The sequence below is a fragment of the Microbacterium sp. NPDC089186 genome (assembly GCF_040685115.1).
In the GTDB taxonomy this organism is placed as follows: domain Bacteria; phylum Actinomycetota; class Actinomycetes; order Actinomycetales; family Microbacteriaceae; genus Microbacterium; species Microbacterium galbum.
Map to the genome: position 1 here is coordinate 486,627 of NZ_JBFBHJ010000004.1, position 26,253 is coordinate 512,879.

General features: G+C 70.8%; 21 protein-coding genes. 13 read left to right on the forward strand and 8 right to left on the reverse strand.

The window, feature by feature from the left end; translation table 11 throughout:
• Window positions 1-85: 85 nt before the first annotated feature.
• Entirely contained in the window at window positions 86-1,249 is a 1,164-nt protein-coding gene (manA, locus tag AB0N82_RS16175) for a mannose-6-phosphate isomerase, class I (RefSeq protein WP_363393046.1), read from the reverse strand.
• A 61-nt stretch (window positions 1,250-1,310) separates the two neighbouring features.
• Here manA and AB0N82_RS16180 point away from each other — a divergent pair, with 61 nt between their 5' ends.
• From AB0N82_RS16180 to AB0N82_RS16195, 4 genes are read left to right on the forward strand one after another with little or no spacing between them, the layout of a single operon-like run.
• Entirely contained in the window at window positions 1,311-2,711 is a 1,401-nt protein-coding gene (locus AB0N82_RS16180) for an O-antigen ligase family protein (RefSeq protein WP_363393048.1), read from the forward strand.
• Window positions 2,708-4,084, forward strand: a complete 1,377-nt coding sequence (locus tag AB0N82_RS16185; protein WP_363393051.1) for an O-antigen ligase family protein — start codon at window positions 2,708-2,710, stop codon at window positions 4,082-4,084. The genes AB0N82_RS16180 and AB0N82_RS16185 overlap by 4 nt, the downstream gene beginning before the upstream one ends.
• Before the next feature lie 51 nt (window positions 4,085-4,135).
• On the forward strand, window positions 4,136-6,049 hold the full coding sequence (locus tag AB0N82_RS16190) for a glycosyltransferase (RefSeq protein WP_363393054.1): 1,914 nt from the start codon (window positions 4,136-4,138) through the stop codon (window positions 6,047-6,049).
• A 2-nt stretch (window positions 6,050-6,051) separates the two neighbouring features.
• Window positions 6,052-7,017, forward strand: coding sequence for a glycosyltransferase (locus tag AB0N82_RS16195; RefSeq protein WP_363393057.1), 966 nt, complete (start codon window positions 6,052-6,054; stop codon window positions 7,015-7,017).
• 10 nt (window positions 7,018-7,027) lie between these two features.
• Here the strand turns inward: AB0N82_RS16195 and AB0N82_RS16200 are convergent, their stop codons facing one another.
• The 4 genes from AB0N82_RS16200 to glf are packed head-to-tail and all read right to left on the reverse strand — an operon-like array spanning window position 7,028 to window position 11,768.
• Window positions 7,028-7,768: an ABC transporter ATP-binding protein gene (locus AB0N82_RS16200; protein WP_315993325.1), complete on the reverse strand. Its 741-nt coding sequence runs from the start codon at window positions 7,766-7,768 to the stop codon at window positions 7,028-7,030.
• Window positions 7,768-8,559, reverse strand: coding sequence for an ABC transporter permease (locus tag AB0N82_RS16205; protein WP_315993326.1), 792 nt, complete (start codon window positions 8,557-8,559; stop codon window positions 7,768-7,770). Before AB0N82_RS16205 ends, AB0N82_RS16200 begins: the two co-directional genes overlap by 1 nt.
• Window positions 8,560-8,581: 22 nt before the next feature.
• Window positions 8,582-10,624 carry an acyltransferase family protein gene (locus AB0N82_RS16210; RefSeq protein WP_363393060.1) on the reverse strand — a complete coding sequence of 681 codons (2,043 nt, stop codon included), beginning with the start codon at window positions 10,622-10,624 and terminating at the stop codon, window positions 8,582-8,584.
• Between the two features lie 7 nt (window positions 10,625-10,631).
• Window positions 10,632-11,768 (reverse strand): UDP-galactopyranose mutase, encoded by a 1,137-nt coding sequence (glf, locus tag AB0N82_RS16215; protein ID WP_315993328.1) that lies wholly within the window; start codon window positions 11,766-11,768, stop codon window positions 10,632-10,634.
• A gap of 148 nt (window positions 11,769-11,916) precedes the next feature.
• On the opposite strand from glf, the gene AB0N82_RS16220 reads away from it, so the two are divergent.
• From AB0N82_RS16220 to AB0N82_RS16260, 9 genes are all read left to right on the forward strand, one after another.
• Complete coding sequence (locus AB0N82_RS16220) at window positions 11,917-13,842, forward strand: DUF6541 family protein (RefSeq protein WP_363393063.1); 1,926 nt, start codon at window positions 11,917-11,919, stop codon at window positions 13,840-13,842.
• Between the two features lies 1 nt (window position 13,843).
• Window positions 13,844-15,040 carry a glycosyltransferase gene (locus AB0N82_RS16225; RefSeq protein WP_363393066.1) on the forward strand — a complete coding sequence of 399 codons (1,197 nt, stop codon included), beginning with the start codon at window positions 13,844-13,846 and terminating at the stop codon, window positions 15,038-15,040.
• Window positions 15,037-16,233 carry a glycosyltransferase family 2 protein gene (locus tag AB0N82_RS16230; RefSeq protein WP_315993331.1) on the forward strand — a complete coding sequence of 399 codons (1,197 nt, stop codon included), beginning with the start codon at window positions 15,037-15,039 and terminating at the stop codon, window positions 16,231-16,233. Before AB0N82_RS16225 ends, AB0N82_RS16230 begins: the two co-directional genes overlap by 4 nt.
• A 5-nt stretch (window positions 16,234-16,238) precedes the next feature.
• Window positions 16,239-17,372, forward strand: a complete 1,134-nt coding sequence (locus AB0N82_RS16235) for a glycosyltransferase family 1 protein (protein ID WP_363393069.1) — start codon at window positions 16,239-16,241, stop codon at window positions 17,370-17,372.
• Window positions 17,365-18,603, forward strand: a complete 1,239-nt coding sequence (locus AB0N82_RS16240) for a hypothetical protein (RefSeq protein ID WP_363393072.1) — start codon at window positions 17,365-17,367, stop codon at window positions 18,601-18,603. The genes AB0N82_RS16235 and AB0N82_RS16240 overlap by 8 nt, the downstream gene beginning before the upstream one ends.
• A gap of 31 nt (window positions 18,604-18,634) precedes the next feature.
• A complete protein-coding gene (locus AB0N82_RS16245) occupies window positions 18,635-19,612 on the forward strand; it encodes a glycosyltransferase family 2 protein (protein ID WP_363393075.1) in 978 nt (325 codons plus the stop codon).
• A gap of 138 nt (window positions 19,613-19,750) precedes the next feature.
• Complete coding sequence (locus AB0N82_RS16250; RefSeq protein ID WP_363393077.1) at window positions 19,751-21,955, forward strand: hypothetical protein; 2,205 nt, start codon at window positions 19,751-19,753, stop codon at window positions 21,953-21,955.
• Between the two features lie 112 nt (window positions 21,956-22,067).
• Window positions 22,068-22,508, forward strand: coding sequence for a GtrA family protein (locus AB0N82_RS16255; RefSeq protein ID WP_363393080.1), 441 nt, complete (start codon window positions 22,068-22,070; stop codon window positions 22,506-22,508).
• Window positions 22,501-23,463: a glycosyltransferase family 2 protein gene (locus tag AB0N82_RS16260; protein ID WP_363393083.1), complete on the forward strand. Its 963-nt coding sequence runs from the start codon at window positions 22,501-22,503 to the stop codon at window positions 23,461-23,463. The genes AB0N82_RS16255 and AB0N82_RS16260 overlap by 8 nt, the downstream gene beginning before the upstream one ends.
• Window positions 23,464-23,522: 59 nt before the next feature.
• Here AB0N82_RS16260 and AB0N82_RS16265 read toward each other — a convergent pair whose 3' ends face one another.
• From AB0N82_RS16265 to AB0N82_RS16275, 3 genes are read right to left on the reverse strand one after another with little or no spacing between them, the layout of a single operon-like run.
• Window positions 23,523-24,539: a Gfo/Idh/MocA family oxidoreductase gene (locus tag AB0N82_RS16265; RefSeq protein ID WP_363393085.1), complete on the reverse strand. Its 1,017-nt coding sequence runs from the start codon at window positions 24,537-24,539 to the stop codon at window positions 23,523-23,525.
• A complete protein-coding gene (locus tag AB0N82_RS16270; RefSeq protein ID WP_363393088.1) occupies window positions 24,536-25,633 on the reverse strand; it encodes a DegT/DnrJ/EryC1/StrS family aminotransferase in 1,098 nt (365 codons plus the stop codon). Before AB0N82_RS16270 ends, AB0N82_RS16265 begins: the two co-directional genes overlap by 4 nt.
• Window positions 25,626-26,249 carry an acyltransferase gene (locus AB0N82_RS16275; RefSeq protein ID WP_363393091.1) on the reverse strand — a complete coding sequence of 208 codons (624 nt, stop codon included), beginning with the start codon at window positions 26,247-26,249 and terminating at the stop codon, window positions 25,626-25,628. The genes AB0N82_RS16270 and AB0N82_RS16275 overlap by 8 nt, the downstream gene beginning before the upstream one ends.
• Window positions 26,250-26,253 lie beyond the last annotated feature (4 nt).

The following is a 26,253-nucleotide window of genomic DNA, read 5'->3' on the forward strand; positions in this document are numbered from 1 at the left end:
CCGTGTGATTCGGTTTGGTCAAGTCGCGGATCGTAAACCCTCAAGGCCGAGGTGAAGCTTCACACCCCCTCACGGCGTGTCGCGATCAGGCCCCCGGCATCGCGACGAAGACCTCGCCGCCACCGTCGCCCGACAACGGGGACTCGTCGGGGGTCACGAGCGCGGCCTGCCCGGGCTTCAGGCTCACCTGCGCTCCCGAGGCTCCGGTGATCGTCGCCTCCCCGGCGACGCCGAGCGCGATCGCGACGCCGCGCAGGTCGAGCGACCCCGACGCTTCGGCGGCCAGGTGCCCGAGGGCGAAGTCGGCGATCCCGGGTGCGAACACCTCGGCACCGTCGCCCGCCGGAGTCGGCCGCAGGAACGGCGGCTCGGCGGGCCGGAAGTCCACCAGCGCCAGCAGCTCGTCCACGTCGATGTGCTTGGGGGTCAGCCCCCCGCGCAGCACGTTGTCGCTCGCGGCCATGATCTCCACGCCGAGACCGGCGACGTAGGCGTGCAGCACCCCGGCGGGCACGAAGATCGCCTCACCGCGCCGCAGCTCGACGAGGTTCATCAGCAGCGCCACCACGATGCCGGGGTCGGCCGGGTAGGCGGTGTGCAGCGAGCGGGTCAGGGCCAACTCGGCGGCGAACTCCCCCGGATCGGCGGATGCCGCGGCATCCACGATCTGCTCGATCGCGGTCGCGTCGGCCTCGCCGAGGAGCCAGGCGATGCTCGCGCGCAGGGCGTCGGCGGCGTCGGGCGCGGACAGGTGGGTGCGCAGCGTCTGCACGCCCGGGGCCTCACCGAGGGTCGCGACGAGCGCGCGCGTGCGCTCGATGTCGCGGAGTCCCGCGAGAGCGGTGAAGGTCTCGCTCAGCGCCACGATGACCTCGGGCTTGTGGTTGTCGTCCTTGTAGTTGCGCTCGCCCGCATCGCGCGGGACCCCCGCGGCCTCTTCGCGCGCGAAGCCCTCGACGGCCTGCTCCTTCGAGGGGTGCACCTGGATCGAGAGGGGCGCGCCGGCGGCCAGGAGCTTCAGCAGGTAAGGAAGCGCGGCGGGCACGCCGTGCTCGCCGGCGGCGGCCGGGAGCCACGCGTCGAGGGTGCGCTCCGAGCCGTCGTGCACCCGCGCGGGCGAGCCCGGGTGATCGCCGAACCACACCTCGGCCTCGGGAGCACCGGAGGGCTCACGACCCTCGAGGTCGGCGATGAGCGTGGGGCTGCCCCAGGCGTAGTCGCGGGGCGTGTTCGAGATCGGGATCAGCACGGCGTCAGCCTAGTGGTCCGACCGGACGGTCCCGGATGCCGCCCGCTACCCTGAGATCACCATGGCGATGCACACGAACCACCCGGTGTCGGCGCTGCCGACCGCGCCTGCGCGCGAGACGACCGGGCACCTGCTGCTGCGCGCCTGGTGCGTGTTCGTCCTCGTGCTGGCGCTGGGCGGTGTGGGACTCGTCAACGCCGTCGGACCCGTGCCGACGGCCGTCGTCGTCGTCGCCTCCGCCGTGGTCTCCGCGATCCTCTGGCTCGTGACCCGACCGCCGCTGGCCGTGCGCCGCCTGCCGTGGCTGGCGTTCGGCTACGTCGCGTGGGCCACCGCGTCGCTCGCCTGGAGCGCCTGGCCGGCGGCATCCGTGCTCACCTGGCTCCTGCTGGTGATCACGACCTTCCAGGGCCTGTTCGTGGGAGCCGTGCTCACCTGGCGCGACGTCGTTCGCGCCGTCGCGTCGGCCGCCAAATGGATCGTGGGGTTGTCGTTGCTCTTCGAGCTCGTGGTGTCGGTGTTCGTGCGGGGGCCGGTGCTCCCGGGCTTCGTGATCCCCGACGAGCGCCTGGATCCGATCGTCTACTGGTCGCGCGACAACCTCTTCGACGGCGGCCGCATCCAGGGCGTGTTCGGCAACGCCAACCTCCTCGCCGCCGTCATGCTCGTCGCGATCATCGTGTTCGCGATCCGGCTGGCCGTGGGCGCCCCCCGACGGGTGCTGCTCGGGGTGTGGATCGCGATCGCCGCCTTCCTGTTCGTGCGCGCGGGGTCGGCCACCGCCTTCCTGGCCGCCGCGTTCGTCGCGCTCGTGCTCGGCACCGTGCTCGTGATGCGCACGGCGCGGCGCCCCGGCGAGCGCACCCGCTGGTACCTCCTCTACGCGGCGATCGGTCTCGGTGCGGCCGCTGCGCTGTGGTTCGGCCGCGACGCCCTGTTCGGCCTGCTCGGGCGCGGCGCCGATCTGACCGGACGCGAAGGGATCTGGGCCGACGTGATCGCCCGCGCCGACCAGCATCCCGTGATCGGCTGGGGCTTCTCGACCCCCTGGATCGCCTCGGAACCGCTGATCGACGGCTGGATCGTCGACCACGGCCAGACGGTCGTGCAGGCGCACAGCATGTGGCTCGACGTCTACCTCCAGCTCGGCGGTGTCGGCGTCGTGCTCCTCGCGCTCGTGTACCTCGCCTACGTCTGGCGCTCGTGGTTCTTCGCCGTCGACCGGCCGCGGTGGGACCTCCGCGACGACCGCCCGCACTCCCCGCTCACGCTCCTGCCCACGCTGATCGGCGCCCTCCTCGTCGTGCAGGGACTCACCGAGTCGGGCCCGCTGCTGCTGTGGGGCTGGATGTTCGTGGTGCTGTTCGGCGCGAAGATCAAGCAGACGCCGCTGGTCGGAGTGGGGCCCAGCGAGCAGAGCATCTCGATCGAACGCGGCGAACTGCAAAGACACGCCTCGTGATCGCGGAGCCCGACGCGCTCCGCCCTCGCCTGTTCTCCCTGCTCTCCTCGGCGGCGCTCGCCCGCGCGTTCACCCTGACGGTCTTCACCACGGTGTTCGGCGGCTTCGCCCTGACCGCCGTCGCGGGTGCGGTCACGCTCGCGACCGTCCTCGCGGGGCTGTGCATCCTCGGCGCGGCGATCCTGTTCGCGCGGCGCGACGAGATCGAGCTGGTGCGCCTCGCCCCCACGACCCTCGTGCTGCTGGTGGCGTGGGCCGCCGCGAGCGTCTTCTGGAGCGCCGCGCCGACCGCCGCCCTCGCCGGATGGATGCAGCTGGCGGGGATCGCCCTCCTGGCCGTCGTGATCGGCCACGTGCGCGACGCCCTGCAGACCGTGCGCGCCCTCGGCGACGTCCTGCGCTGGCTGCTCGGCATCTCGCTCGGGCTCGAGGTGCTCAGCGGCATCCTCCTCGATCTGCCCATCCCGTTCCTCGGCATCCAGGGGGCGATCGCCGACCTCGGCCCCATCCAGGGCCTGTTCGGCACGCGGAACGCGCTGGGCTTCGTCACCGTCATCGCGCTGATCACCTTCCTCGTGGAGTTCCGCACCCAGTCGGTCGGCGTGTGCGTCGCGATCGGATCCGTCGTGCTCGGCGGCGTACTGGCCGCGCTGAGCGGATCGCCGACGGTGATCGTGGTCGCGCTGGTCACGGCCGTCGCGGCACTCGCCCTGTGGGGCGTGCGGCGGGTGCCGACCGATCGACGACGCGGGGTGCAGGTCGGACTCGGCATCGGGGTGGCGGTCGGGGTGGCCGTCGCGTACGCCGCACGGGCGTCGCTGGTCGCCGCCCTCGGGGCCCAGGACGACCTCGAGACGCGCACGCGCGTGTGGACGCGCGTCCTCGACATCGCCGACATCCGCCCCGTCCAGGGCTTCGGGTGGTTCGGGGCATGGGACCCCGACGCCGTCCCTTTCGCCCTCGTCACCCTCGCCGACGGCGCGCGGCACGCCTCGGCCCTCAACGCCTACCTCGACGTGCTGCTGCAGCTCGGCTGGGTGGGCCTGCTGCTGTTCCTGGCGCTCGGCGGCCTCGGCCTCGCACGCGGATGGCTCGTCGCGGGCGAGCGGCGCGCCGTCGTCCACGCCTGGGCGCCGCTCATCCTGGTCGCTCTGCTCACCGTGTCGCTGTTCGAGAGCTTCACGCTCACGGGTCCGGGATGGCTCCTGCTCGCCCTGTGCGCCGTGCGGGCGGGGCAGTCCCGGTCGTGGCGCGAGCGCCTCGAGCAGCGGATGACGGATGCCGCCCGCCCCGCGACCGACGGCCGCCCCGGCCCCGACGGGCGGCGCGGGCACGCTCCCGACGCTCAGGGCGGCGCCGGTGACGCCGGGTAGACTGCGGGCGGCCCCGCCGAGGCCCCCTCGCCTGAGACGAAAGACCTCTTCGTGACGTACACCCTGCAGAACGCCGTGCTCCCGCTCGACCGCGATCCCGACCTTCTCCCCCTGTACGTCGACCCCGAGACATGGTCGACGATCGACGAGGAGCCGGTGCGCGTCACCAACGTCGCACAGCTGAGCAACATCCTCGACCGCACGCGCGCGCGCATCGTCGCGGGTCGGCGCGTGTCGTTCGGCACCTACTTCAACGCGTTCCCGGCGTCGTACTGGCAGCACTGGACCGCCGTCCGGCAGGTGCGCCTCACGGTGCGCACCACGGGAGACGCCACGATCCTCGTCTACCGCTCGAACGGCGGCGGGACCAAGCAGCGCCTGGACACCCGTGAGGTGCGCGGCGACGCGAACGAATCCTCCTTCGACCTCGTGCTCGACCAGTACAGCGACGGCGGGTGGATCTGGTTCGACGTCGCCGCCGACCGCGCCGACGCGATGTTCGAGGGCGCCGACTGGACCACCGAGCAGGAACCGGTCCGCGCGGGCAAGGCGAGCATCGGCATCACCACCTACAACAAGCCCGACTACTGCGTCGAGACGCTCACGGCTCTCGCCGACTCCCCCGACGCTCTCGACGTGATCGACCGGGTCTTCCTCATCGACCAGGGAACCGATCTCGTCGCCGACCAGGACGCGTTCCCCGCGGTCGCCGGACGCCTGGGTGAGACCCTCGAGGTGGTGCGCCAGCCCAACCTCGGCGGCTCGGGCGGCTTCGCCCGCGCGATGGTCGAGACCCTCGCCCGGGAGGGGAGCGACTTCGTGCAGCTCCTCGACGACGACGTGCGCATCGAGCCCGAATCCATCCGACGCTCCGTCGTCTTCGGCCGCTACGCCTCTGTGCCCACCATCGTGGGCGCGCACATGTTCGACCTGCTCGACCGACCCAAGCTGCACGCGTGGGCCGAGGTCGTCGACGACGCCCCGTTCATGTGGCGAGCGCTGTTCCAGGAGCGCCTCCCCCACGACTTCAGCGTCGCGAACCTGCGCCAGTCCCCCCTGCTGCACATGCGCCTCGACGCCGACTACAACGGCTGGTGGATGTGCCTCATCCCCACCAGCATCCTGCGGGAGATCGGGCTGTCCCTGCCCGCGTTCATCAAGTGGGACGACGCCGAATTCTGCGTGCGGGCGCGGGATGCCGGTTACCCCACCGTCTCGGTCCCCGGCGTGGCGCTCTGGCACGTGTCGTGGCTCGGCAAAGACGACTCGATCGACTGGCAGGCCTACTTCCACGCCCGCAACCGCATCGTGTCGGCACTGCTGCACTCGCGTTCCCCGCAGGGCGGCACGCTCATCCGTCACAGTCGACGCGTCGACCTCAAGCACCTGATGATGATGCAGTACTACCCGGTGGAGCTGCGCCACCGTGCGCTGCGTGACATCCTCTCCGGCCCCGAGCACATGCGGGCGAACCTCGCCACCGCGATGCCCGCCGCCCGTGCCGTCGCGAAGAAGCATCCCGAGACGGTCATCCACAAGGATTCCGGCGTCCCGCTGCGCTCCCGCCGCGGTCGGCAGGTGTTCAAGCGTCTGAAGAACCACCAGTTCGACAGCCCGACCGGCATCGCCCTGCGCACCTTCACACTGCGCACGCTCCTCTCGCACTGGTTCCACACTCCGCGCCCCGAGAACGTCGAACAGCCCGAGGTCGAGTTCGGCAAGGGCGACGCCAACTGGTGGCGCGTTCCGCTGTACGACAGCGCCCTCGTGAGCGCCGCCGACGGGTCGGGGAAGAACATCTACACGCGCGACCGCGCGCTGTTCCGCCGCATGCTCGTCGACAGCTGGCGGCTGCATCGCCGCCTGCAGCGGGAGTGGCCCTCCCTCTCGCGCCTTTACCGTCGCGCCCTGCCCGATCTCGTCTCCGAATCGCAGTGGCGCGCCACCTTCGAGGAGCGTTCCTGACCGTGGCATCCTTCGATCCGACGTCGGCGACCATCGTCGTCGTCACCTATAACCGCACGCCCCTGCTGACCCGGTTGCTCGAGAGCATCGAGCAGATGGATCCGGCGCCCGGGCACCTCGTGGTGGTCGACAACGCCTCGACCGACGACACCACCGCGGTCGTGGAATCCTTCCGCGACCGTCTGCCCACGACGCTGGTCTACCGCCGTCTCGAGACCAACACCGGAGGATCCGGCGGGTTCAGCGAGGGCATGCGCGTGGCGTACGACCTCGGATCCGAGTGGATCTGGCTGATGGACGACGATGTCGAGGTCGTCTCCGACGGACTGGCGCGCATGGGTCACTGGGCGCCGCGCTTCCGCAGCATCCAGGGTCGTCGGTACGACTCCGACGGCAGCGAGTTCTACTGGCAGTACCGCGTGGCGGAGTCGATGGCGATCCCCATCCCCTTCGCCCCGGCCGGCTTCGACTCCTCGGGCTACAAGCCGATGAATTCGGGATGCTTCGAGGGCATGTTCATCCACCGCGACATCGTCGCGAAGATCGGCCTGCCCGACCCGCGCTTCTTCATCTACTGGGACGACCAGCTCTACGGATGGCTCGCCTCCCGGCAGACACCCTCGGTGATCGTGAACGAGTTCGTGCTGCGCCGCACGCGCGAGATCAAGCAGTGGGACATGGGCATCCGCCACATGAACGCCTCCAGCGACGCCTATCGGTACTTCATCATGCGCAACCGCGCGTATCTGGCGAAGTACTACCGCGAGCTGGGCGTCTATCGGCCGCTGCCCTTCCTCACCGGCACCGCGCTGACCTTCGTCAAGGAGCTCATCCGGCTCCTCGTCGTCGAACGCAAGGTCCGCGGCACGAGCCACCTCTTCCGGGGGCTCCGCGACGGACGGGCGATCGCCCGCGACTCCTCGTGGAAGCCGATGCCGCCTTTGGAGCAGGCGCAGCCCGCGTCCTGAGCGCTCGCGCTCAGCGTGTGGCGTAGTCGGTGTTGTAGCGGTCGAGCACCTCGGCGATCGGGGCGTCCAGCTGCAAGGCGCCGCGGTCGAGGTAGAGCCCGCGCGTGCAGAAGCGGCGCAGGTCCTTCTCGTTGTGACTGACGAAGAAGAGGGTGCGTCCCGCGGCGAGCATCTCGTCGATGCGCCGGTAGCACTTCTCGCGGAACGCACGGTCGCCCACGGCGAGCACCTCGTCGACGAGAAGGATCGGCTCGTCCAGCTGCGAGACGACCGAGAACGCCAAGCGCACCTTCATTCCGTTGGAGAGGTGCTTGTAGGGCGTGTCGACGAAGTCGCCGATCTCGGCGAACGCGATCATGTCGTCGAAGCGACGCGCGACCTCCGCACGCGGCATCCCGTGCAGTCCCGCCGTGAGGCGCACGTTCTCGCGCACGGTCAGGTCACCCACGAAACCGCCCGTGATCTCGATGAGCGGTGCCACACCGCCCTCGACCTCGACGCCGCCCTCGTCCGGCAGCAGCACGCCCGCGACGAGCTTGAGCAACGTCGACTTGCCCTGGCCGTTGCGCCCGACCACGCCGATGGACTCGCCCGGCTGTACGCGGAACGACACGTCGCGCAGGGCCCAGAACTCGTCGGGACGCGAACGGCGCGCGGAGCCGGCGAACAGATCCTTGAGGCTGCGGCTGCCACGGCGGTTGCGGCGGAAGCGGACGCCGAGGCCCTCGACCTCGATGGCGGGTCGCGTCATCACAGCTCCTTCAGCACGGGACGCTCGAGACGCGGGAACACCATCAGGCCGATGACCAGGATGCCGACGCTCACCGCCGCGCCCACGACGACGGTCAGGGTGTCCCACTGGTCGGGGAAGAAGCCCACGCGGTAGAGGGTGAAGATGCCGGCGAGCGGGTTGAACGCGGCGATGTCGGCGAAGACCCCGGGGAGATTGCCGACGCCGTAGATGATGGGCGAGGCGTAGAACAGCGCGCGCAACACGAGGCGCGTGGTGCGCTCGAGGTCGCCGAACATCACGCACAGGGGCGCGACGATCAATCCGAGTCCCACCAGCAGGATCGATTGCAGCAGCACGGCGAGGGGGAACGCCAGCAACGCCCACGACACCTGCGCTCCACCGAAGACGGCGAACAGGGCGAGCACCGGCACGGAGAAGAGGAACTCGATGCCCTTGCTCAGCACGATGCGGTTCACCCAGATCCACCGCGGGATCGCGGTCGAGCGCACCAGGCGGGCGTCCTTCTTGAACGCCTTGGTGAAGTCGGTGACCGCGGAGTTGAACCACACCCACGGCAGCAGCGCCGTGATGAGGAAGACGATGTAGGGGTCCTCTCCGACCGACCGGTGGAAGACCTGCGTGAACACGAACCAGTAGATGCCGGTCATCACCAGCGGGTCCAGCACCGACCACAGGTAACCCAAGGCGCTCGTCGAATAGCGCACGCGGAGGTCGCGCGCCGACAGCAGCCACAGGGAGTGGAGCGAGCGCCGCACCGATCCGGGGGCGCCGACGGCGGCGGAAGTCACCACGAAATCCTATGCGGGCGCGTCATCCGAGGCTGGACGGAAGCTGCTCGGCCAGCGAGGGACCGAGGGTGCGGGCGTACAGACGCGTGAGGTGGTTGTCGTCGCGGTACACGGAGACGTTGCCGATGACGCCGACGCACAGGTCGTCGGGGCAGATCCAGGGAGTGAGGTCGAGCAGGTCGACGCCCGGGCGGTCGAGCACACGGGCGGGGTTCTCGTCGGCGAGGGACGCCGCACGGGGTGCGGCGCAGTCGAGCGGATCGTCCGCGTCGATGACGCAGCCGTACATGTCGAACGCGAACCGCGGGTTGTCGCGCACCGCCAGCACCGGGATGCCGGCATCCCCCATGCGATCGAGGAACAGCTCGATGCCGGGGCGCACCACCTCGTCGTCCTCCCCCGCGTCGGAACGCGTGACGACCGTCATGACGGCGTCGGGCGCGACCCGCTCGACGAGATCGATCGCCTCCTCGCGCCACGCGTCGCAGCGCTCGTCCATTCCGGGTTCCGCCAGTCCCATCGAGCAGCCGCCCTTGATGAGACTGACGACTCCCCACCCGTTCTCGTCCGCGAGCGGCAGCAGCGCTCCGGTGATCTGCTGCGCGTGGGAGTCGCCGATGACCGCGATCGTGAAACCGGCTCGTGCGGTGCGAGCGGTCTCGAAGCACGTGCCGAGGAGGATGTCCGTGTCGACGCTCCATCGACCGGCGCACGGGTTCTCCAACTGGACCCACTCGTCGTCGAGCAGGGTCGGGAGGGGCAGCAGCTCGGCATCCGTCGGGATCTCCGCCAGCGACGGATCGCGCAGCACCGCGGCACCGGGGTTGTCGCGTACGGCCTGCGCCTCGATCGCCCGCTCCTGCGCCCACGTCGACACCTGCCAGGCGCCGAGGGGAAGGGCGACGACGCTCGCGGCGACGGCGACCACCGCGACCGGCACCCACGGCGAGCTGTCCGACCGACGCCATGCGCGCACCGGTCGATCCACCGCCCACGTCAACGCGCGCGCGAGCAGCAGCGACAGCGCGATGATCGCGGCACCTCCCACGAGACCGACCTCGACGCGCTCGTTGACGACGAGGAAGGTGACGAGGATCGGCCAGTGCACGAGGTACAGCGCGTACGCGTCGCGCCCCACCGCCTGCAGCGGCCGGGAGGACAGCAACCGCGCGGCCCCCCTGCCCCGGTCATCGCCCGACCCCGACACGACGATCGCGGCCGCGCACAGGACCGGCCACAGCGCGAGGAACCCCGGGAAGCCGCCGCGCACGTCGAGCACCGCGCCGAGGACGAGCAGGCCCGCCAGCCCGGCCCATCCCAGGATCGCCCGGGCGACGGCGCCGACGCGCACGTGCGGGAGGGCGACGACCAGGAGGGACCCGGCCGCGAACTCCCACAGCCGCGCCCCCGTGTCGAAGTACGCCATCTCCTGCGCCGTCGCGGTGCGCACCACCGAGTACACGAACGACAGCGCGAAGACGGCGCCGAACACGACACCCACGACCCGGTCGGGAGAGAGGCCGCGCCGGCGGACGACGAGCTGGCAGAGTCCGAGCAGCACGACCCACAGGACGAACGCCTGCCCCTGCACCGACATCGACCAGAAGTGCTGCAGGGGGCTCGGGATCTCGGTGCGGGCGTAGTAGTCCACGGCATCCGCCGCGAGCACCCAGTTCTGCACGTAGGCGAGCGACGCCCAGGTCTGATCCCAGACCGCGCGCCAGGCGGTAGGAGGGTAGGTGAACCAGACGAGCGCGAGGACGCCCGCGAGCGTCACCGCCGCGGCCGGCAGAAGGCGGCGGAAGATACCGAGCAGGTGAGGGAGCGGTCGGACGGGGTTGGGCCCGGCCATCCGCCGGACGAACCCCCGGGTGAGGAAGAACGCCGACAGCATCAGGAAGACGTCGACCCCGCCCGAGACGCGTCCGAACCACACGTGGTACGTGACGACGAGGAGGATGGCGACGGCACGGAGGCCGTCGACGTCGGGCCGATACGCCCACCGCCCCTCGTCCGCCCTCCCGCCGATCGACGGGAGGGTCTGCGGACGCAGCGTCAGACGCACGAATCCGTCACGCGAGCTGGTTGTTCCACATCGACAGCGCCGACCCGATGGCCATGTGCATGTCGAGGTACTGGTAGGTGCCCAGGCGTCCGCCGAAGTACACCTCGCTCTCGCCCTTGGCGAGCTCGCGGTACGCGAGCAGACCGGAGCGGTCGTCGGCGGTGTTGACCGGGTAGTAGGGCTCGTCGGCGCGCGTGGCGAAGCGCGAGTACTCCCGCACGACCACCGTCTTGTCGGTCGGGTAGCGGTCCGCGCGCTCGGGGTGGAAGTGCTTGAACTCGTGGATGCGCGTGTAGGGCACGTCGGCATCGGCGTAGTTCATGACGCTGGTGCCCTGGAAGTCGCCGATCGGCAGCACCTCCTGCTCGAAGTCGAGCGTGCGCCACGACAGCTCGCCCTCGGCGTAGTCGAAGTACCGGTCGACCGGACCGGTGTAGACGACCGGCACCTGACCGACGGTGGCCTTCTTGTTCAGCGGCTGCGCCTCGTCGAAGTAGTCGGTCGACAGCTTCACCTCGATGTTCGGGTGATCGGCCATCCGCTCCAGCCACGCGGTGTATCCGTCGACCGGGAGACCCTCCCAGGTGTCGTTGAAGTACCGGTTGTCGTACGTGTACCGCACGGGCAGCCGCGAGATGACCTCCGCGGGGAGGTCCTTCGGGTCGGTCTGCCACTGCTTCGCGGTGTAGTCGCGGATGAACGCCTCGTACAGCGGGCGTCCGATCAGGGCGATGCCCTTCTCCTCCAGGTTCGCGGCGTCCTTCGCGTCGAACTCGCCGGCGAGCTCGTGCACGAGCGCCTTCGCCTGGTCGGGCGTGTAGGCGGCCTGGAAGAACTGGTTGATGGTGCCGAGGTTGATCGGCAGCGGGAACACCACGCCCTTGTGCGTCGTGTAGACGCGGTGGACGTACGAGGTGAAGTCGGTGAAGCGGTTGACGTACTCCCACACCGTCGGGTTGGAGGTGTGGAACAGGTGCGCGCCGTACTGGTGCACCTCGATGCCCGTCTCGGGCTCGTTCGCGGAGTAGGCGTTTCCGCCGATGTGATGACGACGATCGATGACCGTCACCTTGCGGCCCGCAGCGGCCGCGCGCTCGGCGATCGTGAGACCGAAGAAGCCGGAGCCGACGATGAGGAGATCCATGAAGTGGTGCGTCTTTCGTGTCGCGGACACGCGGAGAGCGATCCCGCGCCCCTCCAGTCTAAAGGGGCACCTCGCCGCGGCCTTCAGGGGCGGGTCAGCGACCGTCCGTTAGCATGGCTGACTGTCGTCCAGCGAGAAATGGGAGTGCATGAGCGATTCCTGGTGGGTGATCGTGATGCCTCTCATCATCTCGATCCTCGCTCTCGTCGTCCCCGGAATCGTGGTCCTCGCCGCCGGGTGGGGCGTGCGGCGTCTGCGCATCCTGGCCCTGGCACCGGTCGTCTCGATCGCGATCCTCGCCGTCGCCGCGATCGCCGCCCCGCTCGCGCGCCTGTCGTGGTCGGTCGTGCCGATCGCGATCGTCACGATCGTCGCAGCGGCTGCCGCGTACGCCCTGCGCCGATGGGTCGGACCCGAGTCCGGCGACCGCACCCCGGGGCGCACCCTCCTGTGGGGCGGCCTGTCCCTCGTGGTCGCGGGTGTGGTCATCGCCCTCCAGCTCGCCTGGGTCTTCGGAGGTCCCGCGCACATCTCGCAGACCTTCGACGCGATCGTCCATCTGAACACGGTCGCCTTCGCCGTCGACACGGGCGACGCGTCGGCCTTCCACATCGGACTCACCTCCGACATCGGCTTCTACCCCAACGGCTGGCACACCGTCGCCGCGCTCGCCGCCCAGGCGACCGGAGCCGCCGTCCCGGTCGCCGTCAACGCCGCCAACATCGCGCTGGCAGCCGTCGCCTGGCCGCTGTCGGTGGTCGCCCTGAGCACCGCCCTGCTGTCGGAGCGCACCGCCGTGGTCGTCAGCGCCGCAGCACTGTCGACGGGGTTCGGCGCTTTCCCCCTGCTGCTGATGTTCTTCGGCGTGCTCTACCCGAACGCCATGGGCTACGCGGTCCTTCCGGGCGGTGTCGCCGTCGTCGTCCACCTGCTGCGGGCGACCGGACTCGCCGCGCGGGTGCGCGCCGCCGTCCTGCTCCTGGTGGCGGCCGCGGGCGTGGGCCTCGCCCATCCGAACGCCTTCCTGTCGATGGCGGCCCTGGGCGCCGGTGTCGCCGTCGTCGAGCTGGTCGGCCGTGCGGTGCGGCATCCGTCCCGCCGTCGGTGGCTCTCGACCACGGCGATCCTGCTGGCTTTGTCCGTCGTGCTCGGCGTGCTGTGGCGCGTCATGCGCACCAACGCCGAGATGTCGATCTGGGCGCCGTGGCAGACCACGGCCCGCGCAGTCGGCGAGGCCCTCCTGCTCTCCCCCGGCGGCTACACGATCACCCTGACGATCTCGGTGATGATCGCGGCGGGCGTCTTCGCCATCGTGCGCCGACCGCGCCTCCTCGCCGTCGCCGCGCCCATGGCTGTCGCGACGGTGCTCTTCGTGGTGGCCTCGGGCACCGCCGGGGGCAACGCGCTGCGGGAGTTCCTGACGAACCCCTGGTACAACGACTCCTATCGCCTCGCCGCTCTCCTGCCGGCCGCCGGGATCCCGGTCGCCGTCCTCGGTGCGGTCACGATCGCCGACGCCGCCGGGCGCGTCCTCTCCCGCGCCCGTGCCGGGCGCGTGCTGCGCGTCGCGGTCGCCGCGGTCGGCGTCCTCGCGGTCTTCTCGGTCGGGGTCAGCCCGAACATCCTCCGCACCGCCGCCGACGCGCGCGGCGCCTACGCTCTCGACGCCACCTCGCCGCTGCTCACGAGCGATGAGGAGGCGCTGCTGGAGCGCCTGCCCGAGACCACGCCCGCTGACGCGGTCATCGCCGGCAGCCCCTGGACGGGAGCCTCCCTGGCGTATGCGATCGGCGACCGCGAGGTGCTGCGCAAGCACGTGTTCGGTGCGATCGGAACCGACGAGGAGTACCTCGACAACCGCCTGAGCGCGATCGACTCCGATCCGCGCGTGTGCGAGGTCGTCGACCGCCTCGGCGTCGACTACGTGCTCGACTTCGGCGCGCAGAACGTCTGGAACGACCCCGGCGTCGGACTCGAGCGCCAGGGGCTCTACAACCTCTCCCCCTCGGAGCACCTCGTCCTCGTCGACTCCGAGGGACCGTCGGCGCGCCTGTTCAAGATCGAGGGGTGTTGACGTGTCCCGCGAGAGCCGCGTCGCCGTCGCGTACGACTGCCTGTTCCCCTACTCCACGGGAGGGGGCGAACGGCAGTATCGTGCGGAGGCCGTCGAGCTCGGCCTGAAGGAATTCGAGGTCGACTACCTCACCGCCACGCAGTGGGACGGCCCGGCACCGGTCGAGGACGCGTTTCGCATCGTCCCCGTCACCGGGCGACTCTCGCTCTACTCGGATGACGGGGTGCGCCGCATCCCCGCGGCCCTCCGGTACGCCGGTTCGCTGTTCGGCGCTCTCCTCCGCCGCCGTCGCCGCTACGCCGCGGTGATCGTCAGCGGCCTGCCGATCTTCAACGTCTTCGCCGCGCGGGCGGCGCTGCTGGGTTCGGGGACGAAGCTCGTCGTCGACTACCTCGAGGTCTGGCACCGTCGTCAGTGGGTCGAATACTCCGGTGCGGTGACCGGAACGCTCGCATGGCTGCTGCAGCGGGCCGCCATCGCGATCACGCCGATCGCGACCTGCCATTCGCAGCTCTCGGCCACCCGGCTGCGACGCGAGGGCCTCCGCGGAGAACCGCTGGTCAGCCCCGGACTCATCGACGGTGCCGCCGAGGTGCCGCCGCCGGGTCCGGCCGCGGCCCCGCCCTACGTGCTCTACGTCGGTCGCCACATCCCCGACAAGCGCGTCGAGGTGCTCCCCGCCGCCGTCGCCGCCGCTCGCGACGGCGTTCCCGACCTGCGACTCGTCGTCCTGGGCACCGGCCCGAGCTCCGACGCGGTGCGCGCCGAAGTCCGCCGCGTGGGCGGCGAGGCCTGGACGCGGTTCCCGGGCTTCGTCTCCGACGCCGAACTCGATGAGCTGCTGCACGGGGCCGCGTGCCTGGTGAACCCCTCCCGCCGCGAGGGCTACGGACTCGTCGTCGTCGAGGCCAACGCCCACGGCGTTCCCGTCGTGCTCGTCGCCGACGAGGGCAACGCGTCCACCGAACTCATCGACGACGGCGTCAACGGCGTCGTCTCCCCGACCACCTCACCCGCCGACCTCGCCCGGGCCATCCGGGTCGCCGTCGACGGCGGTGACGATCTGCGCCGCTCCGCGCGCGCGTGGTACGACGCCGCCGTCGGCACCCGCACCATCCGCCGCACCGTGGAAGGGATCCTGTCGGCACTGCCGCTGCCGACGCCCGCCGCGGTGAAGACGAAAGAAGACAGCCCGTGACCACTCCCGCTCCCACGGACGTCGAACTGACGATCCTCATGCCCTGCCTCAACGAGGCCGAGACCCTCGAGGTCTGCATCCGCAAGGCGCAGGGCTTCCTGCAGCGCAGCGGCATCCGCGGTGAGGTCCTCATCTCCGACAACGGCAGCACCGACGGCTCCCAGGCGATCGCCGAAGGCCTCGGCGCCCGCGTGTCGCACGCCCCGCGCCGCGGATACGGCGCGGCCCTCATCAACGGCATCGAGCAGGCGCGCGGGACGTACGTCATCATGGCGGATGCCGACGACAGCTACGACTTCGAGAACCTCGAGCCGTTCGTCGACCGCCTCCGCGCAGGAGCCGACCTCGTCATGGGCAACCGCTTCCGCGGCGGGATCGCCCCGGGCGCCATGCCCCCGCTGCACAAGTATCTCGGCAACCCGGTGCTGTCGTTCATCGGCGAGCTGTTCTTCCGTCCCGGCATCCGGGACTTCCACTGCGGTCTGCGCGGATTCAACCGCGCGCGCATCCGCACTCTCGACCTGCAGACCACGGGGATGGAGTTCGCCTCCGAGATGGTCGTGCGCGCCTCCCTCGCGCGCTACCGCATCGAAGAGGTGCCGACGACGCTGAAGAAGGACGGCCGCTCGCGGCCTCCGCACCTGCGCAGCTGGCACGACGGCTGGCGCCACCTGCGCTTCCTGCTGCTGTTCGCCCCGCGCTGGCTCTTCGTCTACCCGGGCCTGGTGGCGTTCTTCCTCGGCGCGATCGCCGTCGGTGTCCTCTCCTTCGGCGGTATCAACGTCGGCGGCGTCGGATTCGACGTCACGACGATGGTCTACGCCAGCGCCCTGTGCGTGATCGGGTTCCAGTCGCTGCTGTTCTTCTGGTTGACCAAGCTCTACGCCACGCAGGAGGGGTTCCTCCCCACCAGCGAGCGCTATCGCCGGATCGTGGCGAAGTGGTCGGCCGAGCGCGGCCTGCTCATCGGCGTCGGACTCTTCGTCCTCGGCGTGGTGATCGGCATCGTGCAGGTCATCCTGTGGGGCAGTCTCGACTTCGGGCAGCAGAATGCGGCCCAGGCCGTGCGCATCGCCGTGCCGAGCGCGCTGCTGATCATCCTCGGTTTCCAGACCGTCATGATGAGCTTCTTCTCGGGCGTCCTCACCACGCCCCGGCGCGAGCAGCGCCCCGAAGCCGTCATCGAGAGCTGACCGCCGTGCGGATCCTCGTCGATCTGCTCGGCTACACCGGCGGTCGCGGCGGCACCGAGACGTACGTGCGCGAGCTGCTGCCGCGCCTGGCCGACGAGATGCCGGATGCCGGCTTCGTCGCCCTGACCGGAGCGTCCGGCGCCGCCGGCGTGCGGGCGTTCTTCCCGGGCGAGGTGCGCGTGGTCGAGTGGGTCGGCGACGGACGCGCCTCGTGGGCCGCGGGTGAGATCGTCGCGGTGGAGCGGGCCGCGAAAGCGACGGATGCCGACCTCGTGTGGAGCCCCGCGAACTTCGGTCCCCTGACCGCCGGCGCCGTCCCCCGCGTGGTGTCGGTGCACGACGTCATCTACCACGAGGTGCCCGGCACGGGCCTCGAGCGGATCACGCGCGCCGTGACGGCCTGGCTCATGACGCGCACCGCGCAGACCGCGCGGGAGGTCGTCACCGTCTCCTCCACTGCGGCGAGCGCGATCTCCCGTCATCTCGGCGTCGCGCGCGAGCGCATCACTGTCGTGCACAACGGCGGGAGCGACATCACCCGCGTCGACGACCCCTGGCGTCTGCTGGCACCCCTCGGCATCCGCCCGGGAAGACCGGTTCTGCTGTCGACGGGCAACCGGATGCCGCACAAGAACTTCGCGGGTCTGCTGGCCGCTGTGGCGCAGATCCCCGCCGACCGGCGTCCTCTCACGGTGATCGCGGGCGGCGGAGCCGACGATCCTCTTCGCCCGACGGTCGAACGCCTCGGCCTCACGGCCGACCTCGTGCTGCCGGGCTGGGTCGGCGACGACCAGTTGCGCGCGCTCTACCAGGTGGCCGACGTCTATGCGTGCCCGTCTCTGACCGAGGGCTTCGGCCTGCCCGTCGTCGACGCCCTCGGCGCGGGAGTGCCCGTGGTGGCCCACGACACCGCGGTGCTGCGCGAAGTCGGCGGGGAGTGGGCGCGCTACGCCGACGCGACGGATCCCACTGCATTCGCCCGGGCGATCCTCGCGGTGCTGTCCCTCGACGACGAGACGCGCGTGGCGCTGCGCACGGGTGGGCGGGAGTGGGCGAGCCGCTTCAGCTGGTCGGCTGCGGCCATCGCCCTCTCGGTCGTGTTCCGTCGCACGGCGGCGCGGGGGAACAGCCGTGGCTGAACCGGCGTCCCTGCGCTCGCGACTGTTCGGCTTCACGCTGATCCCCGCCGTCGCGGCGGTGTCGCCCCTCGTGGTGCTGCCGGCCGTCTCGCGCGCGGCACCCGACGGCTGGTCCAGTGCGATCGCGGGGGAGTCGATCGGAACGTTCGCCGCCATCGCCGTGGCCTACGGCTGGACGACGGTGGGACCGGCACTCGTGTCGATCGCGGCCGACGACGTCCGTCGCGGCCGTCTGTACCGCGACGCGCTCGTCGTGCGGTTGGCGACCTCGATCGTCGCCCTGCCCGCCCTCGTGGTGGTCTGCGCCCTCGTCGCGAGTCCCGGGTACGGCCTGCTCGCCGCCCTCATGGGTCTGCAGGGCGCGATGATCGCCCTGTCGTTCACGTGGTTCTCAGTGGGCGTGGGCGACCCGCGGTCGATCCTCTTCTACGATGCGATCCCTCGGCTCGTGGTGGCCGTGGGATCGATGCTCGCCATCGTCAACGGCGCTCCCGTCGAGGTCTACCCGATGGCCGGCATCGCGGTCACGGTGGTCGGGACGACGCTGTTCTCGCTGCGCCTGCTGCGCCGATATCCGTCGGCGTGGCCGCCCGTCCGCGAGATCCCGGGCCTCTTCCGGATCGGCGCGCCGGTGGCGCTGAACGACGCCGCCCTGGGGGCGTACTCCGCCGTGCCCACGCCGCTCGTGAACGTGCTGTCGGTCGGGACGGCCGCCTCCGGCTTCGCCTCGGCCGACAAGATGGCCAAGCTCGGGCAGTTCCTCCCGCTCACCCTCGCCAACGCCCTGCAGTCGTGGTCGGCCGAGGTCACGGGGCCCGCGCGGCGGTCACGGCTGCGACTGGCGCTGCTGATGCACGGCGGCTTCGGCGTGCTCGGGATGCTCGTGCTCGGCTTCGCCGGTCCCCCGGTCAGCGCGCTCATGTTCGGCGAGCCGGCGGCGGCGCCTTTCCTGGTCTGCCTGGCGCTCGGCGTCGCCTTCGCCCTGTTCTCCCTGCGCACCTCGATGACGCGGCACGTGCTCTTCCCCGCGGGTGAGCAGCATGCCGTGATGCGGGCCACCGTGACGGCCACCGTCGTCGGCATCCCCCTCATGATCGGCGCGGGCCTGCTCCTCGGCCCCGTGGGGGTGGCCGCCGGGCTGGCCGTGACCGAGGCGATCTCCACGCTCATCCTGGTCGGGCGCACGCGCCGCCAGGTCGACCTCGTCGCCGCCGAAGCATCCACCCCGTGATCTCACCGACCGCTCGAAGGGCAGGTCTCGCATGACCGACGCACGCGACATCGACATCGTCATCCCCGTGTACGGCGGGTGGGATTTCGTCCGCTCGTGCCTGCTCGCGGCCACGCGGCAGAGCGTCGCGGCGCGGATCATCGTCGTCGACGACCACTCCCCCGACGACACCGCCGACCGCGTCGCCGCCGAGTTCCCCGAGGTCACCCTCATCCGCAACGACCGCAACCTCGGCTTCGCCCGCGCGTGCAACGTGGGTCTGGCAGCCGGCTCGGCGCGTCTGGTCATGCTGGTCAACAGCGACGTCGTCCTCGAGCCGGATGCCGTGGAGCGTGTGGTCACGTCGATGACCGCCGTCGAGGAGTCGCGTCGCGTGGGAAGCGGGGCGACCCTCCTCCTGGCCCCCGACGGCACCGTCGATTCCTACGGCATCGTCGCCGACGTCACGGGAGCGGGTTTCGTGCGCTTCCACGGTGCGGACCCGGCGGCGGCGGACCCCGTCGATCCCCCCGTGCTCGGGCCCTACGGAGCCGTCGCCGTCTACGTCCGCGCCGCCCTCGACGAGGTCGGCCTGTTCGACACCAACATCTTCATGTACGGCGAGGAGCTCGACCTCGCGTTCCGGCTGCGCGCGGCGGCGTGGGAGTGCGTCGCGATCGAGGGCCCCCTCGGCACGCACCTCGGCGGGGCCAGCGCGGGCCGGGAGTCGGCTCGCCAGCGCCGTCTGTCGGGCTTCGCGCGCGGCTACCTGCTGCGCAAGTACGGCGTTCTCCGTTCGCGCTGGGCGCTGCGGGCGCTGGCCGTCGAGCTCGTCGTCAGCGCCGCGCGCCTCGTCCTGCGGCGCGACGTCCTCTCGCTCCGCGGTCGGTGGGAGGGCTGGCGCCGCGGCGCCGCCGCGCCCACCGCGGTCCTGCCGCTCGACGCGGTCGACCGCACGATCGGCCTGCGCGAATCGATGCGCATGCGCGGCGACCGATACTGGGCCGATCGCCCTGTCGCGTCGCGATGACGGCATCCGGATGCTGCCGATGCGGACCCGGTGTCCCCCCTCGCGTTCGCACGGGCCGGGGGCCCACCTGACGTCCGGGCGGGCCGCCGACCCTGCCTCTCGCCCAGGAGGGCCGGACGCCCTGCCTATCATCGAAGAGTGCTGACCGCCCTCCGTTCGCGCGTGCGCGCCGCGCGCGATCTTCCTCTGCTCCGCCCACTCGTCGCCCGCGCCGACCGGCTGTGGTGGGCGCGGGTCATCCGCCGCGCCGGCGTCGTCGACCTCGCGTACGTGCGCGCCCAGGTGGGCAGGCCCCTGAGCGAAGCAGCGGCCGTCCGTCGGTACGTGAACGGGGGCTTCCGCGACGGGCTGCGCCTGTCGCCGCTCTTCGTCGACACGGCGGTCGGCGACCACCTGCCCGAGGCATGGCGCGTGCCCGCGCTGTACGCCTACCTCGTCGCCGATCCACGGGGGCTGCAGGTGAGTCCGCTGTGGGATGCCGTGGCCTACGGCACCGCTCATCCCGAGGCCTGGGAGGCTCCCGGCGGACCTCTCGGCCACGCCTGGCGCAACCGTGAGACGCACTCGCTCCCCCTCGGTCCGCGATCCGAGCCCGCCGCGGCATCCTGGCCCGACTTGTCGCGCGTGATCGTCGAGGCCGCCCGTCGCGCCCGAGTGGGCGGCGAGGTCGGCCCGGCGCCGTCGGCGGAGCCCGTCGATCGCGAGTTGATCGTCGCGATCGGCCCCGAGGAATGGGACTTCGACGAATCGTTCGCCGAAGCGGTCGCCTTCTCGGTCGTCCCCGGACAGGGGGTTGCGATCGCCGTGCTCGACGACCGCGCGGAGGATTGGACGCTCGCGTCGCTGTGGGCCGCGGGCCGCCCCCGCGTCCGCATCAGTCGGCGACGTCACGACGACGCGTCCCTCGCGCTCGACGAACTCGTCGCCTCCTCCCGCGCCGAGATCATCATCGTGAGAGGACCGAACCAGACCCTCACCGCCGCCGACGCCACGCGTCTGGCGGATCGCGTGGAGAAGAGCGCCGCCGGGACGGTGCTCGGTCCGGTGTGGAGGGACGGCGACGGCACGATCGCCGCAGTCGGAGCCACCGCCGATGGACGCTTCCTCGCCGGACACCCGATCGAAGACCTCGCCGCCCTCGCTCCGGCGACCGATCTCGAGGTTCCCGCCCTGGCCGGGAGCACCTTCGCCGCGCGCCGCGCGGAGGTCACCGTCGCGCTGCGCGGTCCCGACGCGGCTGCCCGCCTCGACGGACGGGCCGTCGTCGCCCTGGACGTCGAGACGCGCACGCGCTCGCGTGCCGAACCGGCGCATCTCCCACCGCACCTGACGGGCGGTGGGGATCTCCTGCTCCGCGCCGGGTGGGAGCGCCTCGCCCATGGCCCTCTGCCCCGTGTGAGACGTCCGCAGCGCCAGGTGGAGCTCCCCGACGGCACGCACGTGCCCGCCCTGAGGTGGGCGCTGCGGACGGCCGCACCGGTGGGCCCTCGCGCGGAGGGCTGGGGCGACACCCACTTCGCCCGGGCCCTCGCCGACGCCCTCCGGCGCCTCGGACAGGAAGTCGTCATCGACTCGTACGCCGCCCGCACCCGCCCCACGCGGCATCTCGACGACGTGACCGTGGCCCTGCGCGGTCCCGAACCGCTCGAGGCCTCCCCCACCGGTGTCTCGCTGCTGTGGGTCATCAGTCATCCCGACCAGGTGGGTCCGGACGACGTCGCGGGGTTCCACGAGGTCTTCGCCGCGTCCGCGCCGTGGGCCGAGACGACAGGCCGCGAACTCGGCGTGCCCATCACCCCTCTGCTGCAGTGCACCGACGCGACGCGCTTCCACCCCGCCGGACGACCCCGCGGCCATGACATCCTCTTCGTCGGCACGGCGCGCGGCATCCTGCGCCCCTCCGTCGTGGAGCCCATCAGAGCCGGCATCCCCGTGACCGTGATCGGCCCCGACTGGCGCGGATGGATCCCTGCCGAGCGCATCGCCGCCACCGGGGTGGGCAACGACGAGCTTCCCGCGCTCTACGAGACCGCGGGGGTGGTGCTGAACGATCACTGGCCCGCCATGCAGGAGCGGGGGTTCATCGGCAATCGCCTCTTCGACGTCGTCGCCGCCGGGGGTCGCGCCGTCAGTGACCGGGTCGAGGGAATCCAGGAGCTCTTCGGCGGTGCGGTGCGCACATGGGAGGGGCTTCCCGACCTGCTCGACCTGCTCACCGGCGACCTCGACGCCGCCTTCCCCTCTGCGCCCGACCTGGATGCGGTGTCGGCGCGCATCCGCGCCGATCACTCCTTCGACGCCCGCGCACGGACGCTGCTCGACGCGGCGCTGCGGCGCCGCTAGAGGGTACGGCCTACCAGCGCGTCGCCACGGTCGGCACTCTGCACAGGCGCATACGGCCGACACGTCGATGCGCCGTCTATGGCGGAGCATCGGGGCTGGCAGAATGGAAGCCATGCCCCCAGAGAAGCCCTCGCTACGTGGCGGAGGGCTCTCCCGGCTCTGGTCTTCGAGCCTCGTGCGGTACCTCGTCATGGGCGGACTGTCCTTCGCTTTCGACTTCGGCCTGCTCTGGCTGCTGTACGACATCGCCGGCGTCCCGCTCACCGTCGCGACGCCCACCGCATTCCTCGCGAGTTTCGTCGTGACGTACACGCTGCAGCGCCTTTTCGCCTTCCGCGCGACCGCTTCCGTCGCGCCCAGCGTCGTCCGCTACGCCCTCCTCGTCGTGGCGAACACGGCCCTGACCACCGGGATCGTCGCCCTCGCCGACTCCGCAGGCTGGTCCTGGGCAGCCGGCAAGCTCATCGCCGTCGCAGTGACCACAGTGGGCAACTACTTCGCGTACCGCTACTGGGTCTTCGCCCGTCCGAAAGGTTCTCCGACGCATGTATAAAGGCGCCATCATCGCCGCGGTCGTCCCCGCGTACAAAGAAGAGAAGATGATCGCGCGCGTCATCGAGACCATGCCGGACTTCGTCGACCACATCGTCATCGTCGACGACTGCAGCCCCGATGACACCAGCGGCGCGGTGACGCGCGCGGGCGATGCGCGGGTGACGCTCATTCGTCACGAGGTGAACCAAGGCGTCGGCGGCGCGATCATCACCGGCCACCGCACGGCGCTGGACCTGGGCAGCGACGTCAACGTCATCATGGCGGGCGACGCGCAAATGGACCCGGCCTACCTCCCCGCCCTGTTGGACCGAGTGGTCGAAGACGGTTACGGGTTCGCCAAGGCGAACCGCTTCTACTCCCCCGAATCGTTCACCGGGATGCCGGGCTACCGCGTCTTCGGCAACATCGCCCTGTCGTTCATCACGAAGCTGTCCTCCGGTTATTGGAACCTCTTCGATCCCCAGAACGGGTACACCGCGATCCGCTCCGAAGCGCTGCGTCGCGTCCCTCTCGAGCGCGTGGCCAAGCGCTACAGCTTCGAGAACGACCTCCTGATCCACCTGAACATCCTCCAGGTGTCCGCGGTCGACGTGCCCATCCCCGCGGTCTACGGCGACGAGGTCTCGAGCATCAAGCTGAGCAAGGTCATCCCCGAGCTGATGCACCGTCTGACCGTCGGCTTCTGGCACCGCATCTGGTACCGCTACGTGCTGTGGTCGTTCTCGCCCATCGCCCTGTTGCTATTCCTCGGTCTGCTCTTCCTCGGCTTCGGCCTCGTCGTGACCGTCTGGCTGTTCTTCCAGATCCTCGGCTCGGTGATCGCCACGGCCGCCACGGTGATGCTGGCGGCGCTCCCCCTGATGTTGGGGACGCAATTGCTCATCAGTGCCCTGCAGCTCGACATCCAGGCCACGCCATCGACGCCGGAGCACACCCCTTTCGCGACGCGCTGACGTCTTCGGGAACGACGAACCCCCGGCGCACGGCTGAGCGCGCCGGGGGGTCGTCGTTGTCAGAGGGCTGCCGCGACCGGCTCCGTCGGGCGCACGAGGCGTCCATCGTCGGATGCCGACTCGAGCGACGCTTCGACCACACGGAGCACGTGTACGGCCTCGCGCATCGTCGACAATGCGGTGCTCACGCCGTTGACCGTATCGCGGAAGGCCTCGAGCTCGGCGCGCAGCGGCTCGCGTTTGGGGAAGGCGAAGCGCGTGACGTCCCCTTCCGACACCCCCCGGAACGTCGAGACCGACTCCCACTCGAGCGCGGCCGTTCCGTTGCGGTGCAGAGTCAGATCGGCGGTGGCGGTATCGGCGATGAAGGTTCCCCGCTCGCCGGTGACGACCGTGACGCGCTCCTTCATCGGGCTCAGCCAGTTGATGAGGTGGTTGACCACGGCACCGTCGGTCAGCCGACCGGAGATCGCGATCATGTCCTCGAAGGAGCGGCCGCTCTGGAAGGCGGTCTGAGCCGACACCGCGGCGTATCCTGACTGGGCGACCCAGGCGGTGAGATCGATGTCGTGCGTCGCCAGGTCTTTCGCCACCCCGACGTCGCCGATGCGGGCCGGGAACGTGCTCTGACGCCGTGTCGCGATTTGGTAGACGTCGCCGATTTCACCCTCGGCCAGCCGCGCGCGCAGCTGTTGGAGCGCCGGGTTGAAACGCTCGACGTGACCGACCGCGCCGACGAGACCTCGCGACTCGAAGAGGTCGGCCAGCGTCTGTCCTTCCTCCGAGCTGTCGGCGATGGGCTTCTCGACAAGCACATGAACGTCGGAATGCGCGAGTGCGGCCGCCGCCGACGCATGAAATCGCGTCGGGACCGCTACCACCGCGATGTCGAGACCGGCGGATGCCAGTGCTTCGACGTCGGGGAGCACAGTCATCCCGCCCGCGACACCGTGAGGGTCGCCCGCCGGGTCGGCGACGGCGACGAGCTCGACGCCGTCGATCTCGCGCAGGAGCCGTGCGTGGTGGCGGCCCATCATGCCGAGGCCGAGGAGGCCCGCGCGAAGGACGGCGCTCATGATCCGGCCCCCGCCACGGCCGCGACGGCCGCGACGATCCGCCCGAGATCGTCATCGCTCAGCGAAGGGTGCACCGGAAGCGAGACGACCTCGCGCGCGGCGCTCTCGGTCTGCGGGAGATCGAGCCCCGGGGCGAACCGTGTCAGCGAGGGGAGGCGGTGGTTCGGGATCGGGTAGTAGACGCCGCTGCCGACCTGGTGCTCCGCGCGCAGCGCGCGCACGAAGCCGTCGCGGTCGTCCTGGACGCGGATCGTGTACTGGTGGTAGACGTGGTGCACCCCGGGGGCGACGACGGGGACCTCGACGCCGGTGAGGTGGGCGTCGAGGAACGCCGCGTTCGCGCGACGCTTCCGCGTCCATGCGTCCACCTTGGTCAGCTGCACGCGACCGATCGCCGCGTGCAGATCGGTCATGCGCGCGTTGAAGCCCACGATCTCGTTCTCGTACTGCCGCTCCATGCCCTGATTGCGCAGCAGACGGAGCATGCGTGCGATCTCGGGGGATCCGGCGGTGACCATGCCCCCCTCGCCGCTGGTCATGTTCTTCGTCGGGTAGAGCGAGAACATCGTGAAGGAACCGAAGGTGCCGACGGGGCGGCCGTCGATCTTCGCCCCGTGAGCCTGCGCGGCATCTTCGAAGAGCGCGATGCCGTATCGCTCCGCCAGCGCGGAGAGCGCGACCATGTCGGCGGGGTGACCGTAGAGGTGCACCGGCATGATCGCCCGCGTCTTCGGGGTGATGGCCGCCTCGACGCTCGCGACGTCGAGCGTGTAGGTGACGGGATCGATGTCGGCGAACACCGGGGTCGCCCCCGTGAGCGCCACGGAGTTGCCCGTCGCCGCGAAGGTGAAGGACGGCACGATGACCTCGTCGCCGGGGCCGATCCCGCAGGCCAACAGCCCGAGGTGCAGGCCCGAGGTCCCCGAGTTGACGGCCACCGTCTCGCGACCGTCGACGAAGTGGTCGGCGAACTCGCGCTCGAATGCGGCGACTTCGGGCCCCTGGGCGATCATGCCGCTGCGGAGAACGCGGTCGACCGCGGCTCGCTCGTCGTCGCCGATGAGCGGCTTCGCTGCCGGGATGAGATCAGGCACGGGTTTCCTCCTTGAGTGCGCCGTCGAGCTCGACGAAGCGTGCGCCGGTGCGCGGGCAGGTCCACACCCCGTCGTGCTGCGCCAGCGGCACGCCGGCAGGTCCGACCCAGCCGATGCGCTTCGCCGGCACCCCCGCGACCAGCGCGAAGTCGGGGACGTCTTTCGTGACGACCGCTCCGGCTGCGACAGTGGCCCACCGGCCGACGACGACCGGGGCCACGCAGGTCGCGTGCGCCCCGATGGACGCTCCCTCGCGAACGGTCACTCCGACCGGTGTCCAATCGGTCGCCGACTTGGGCGATCCGTCGGGGTTCACCGCGCGAGGATGGGTGTCGTTCGTGAACACGACGGCCGGGCCGACGAAGACGCCCCGCTCCAGCCGTGCCGGCTCGTAGACCAATGCGTGGTTTTGGATCTTGCAGTTGTCGCCCACCTGGACGCCCGATCCGATGTACACGCCGCGTCCGATGACGCAACCGATGCCGACGACGGCGCCCTCGCGCACCTGTGCCAGGTGCCAGACGGAGGTGCCGTCACCGATGACGGCACCCGTCACATCAGCGGATGGATCGATGCGGGGGGACGTCTGCGCGGACGGATCTGTGGTGTGGTGCACGGCG

Excerpts from the sequence above, each read along its gene's own strand:
- glf (WP_315993328.1), bottom strand. The coding sequence starts at position 11,768 with ATGGATCTCCTCATCGTCGGCTCCGGCTTCTTCGGTCTCACGATCGCC.
- AB0N82_RS16255 (WP_363393080.1), top strand. The coding sequence starts at position 22,068 with ATGCCCCCAGAGAAGCCCTCGCTACGTGGCGGAGGGCTCTCCCGGCTC.
- AB0N82_RS16180 (WP_363393048.1), top strand. The coding sequence starts at position 1,311 with ATGGCGATGCACACGAACCACCCGGTGTCGGCGCTGCCGACCGCGCCT.
- AB0N82_RS16245 (WP_363393075.1), top strand. The coding sequence starts at position 18,635 with ATGACCGACGCACGCGACATCGACATCGTCATCCCCGTGTACGGCGGG.
- AB0N82_RS16265 (WP_363393085.1), bottom strand. The coding sequence starts at position 24,539 with ATGAGCGCCGTCCTTCGCGCGGGCCTCCTCGGCCTCGGCATGATGGGC.
- AB0N82_RS16200 (WP_315993325.1), bottom strand. The coding sequence starts at position 7,768 with ATGACGCGACCCGCCATCGAGGTCGAGGGCCTCGGCGTCCGCTTCCGC.
- AB0N82_RS16220 (WP_363393063.1), top strand. The coding sequence starts at position 11,917 with ATGAGCGATTCCTGGTGGGTGATCGTGATGCCTCTCATCATCTCGATC.
- AB0N82_RS16260 (WP_363393083.1), top strand. The coding sequence starts at position 22,501 with ATGTATAAAGGCGCCATCATCGCCGCGGTCGTCCCCGCGTACAAAGAA.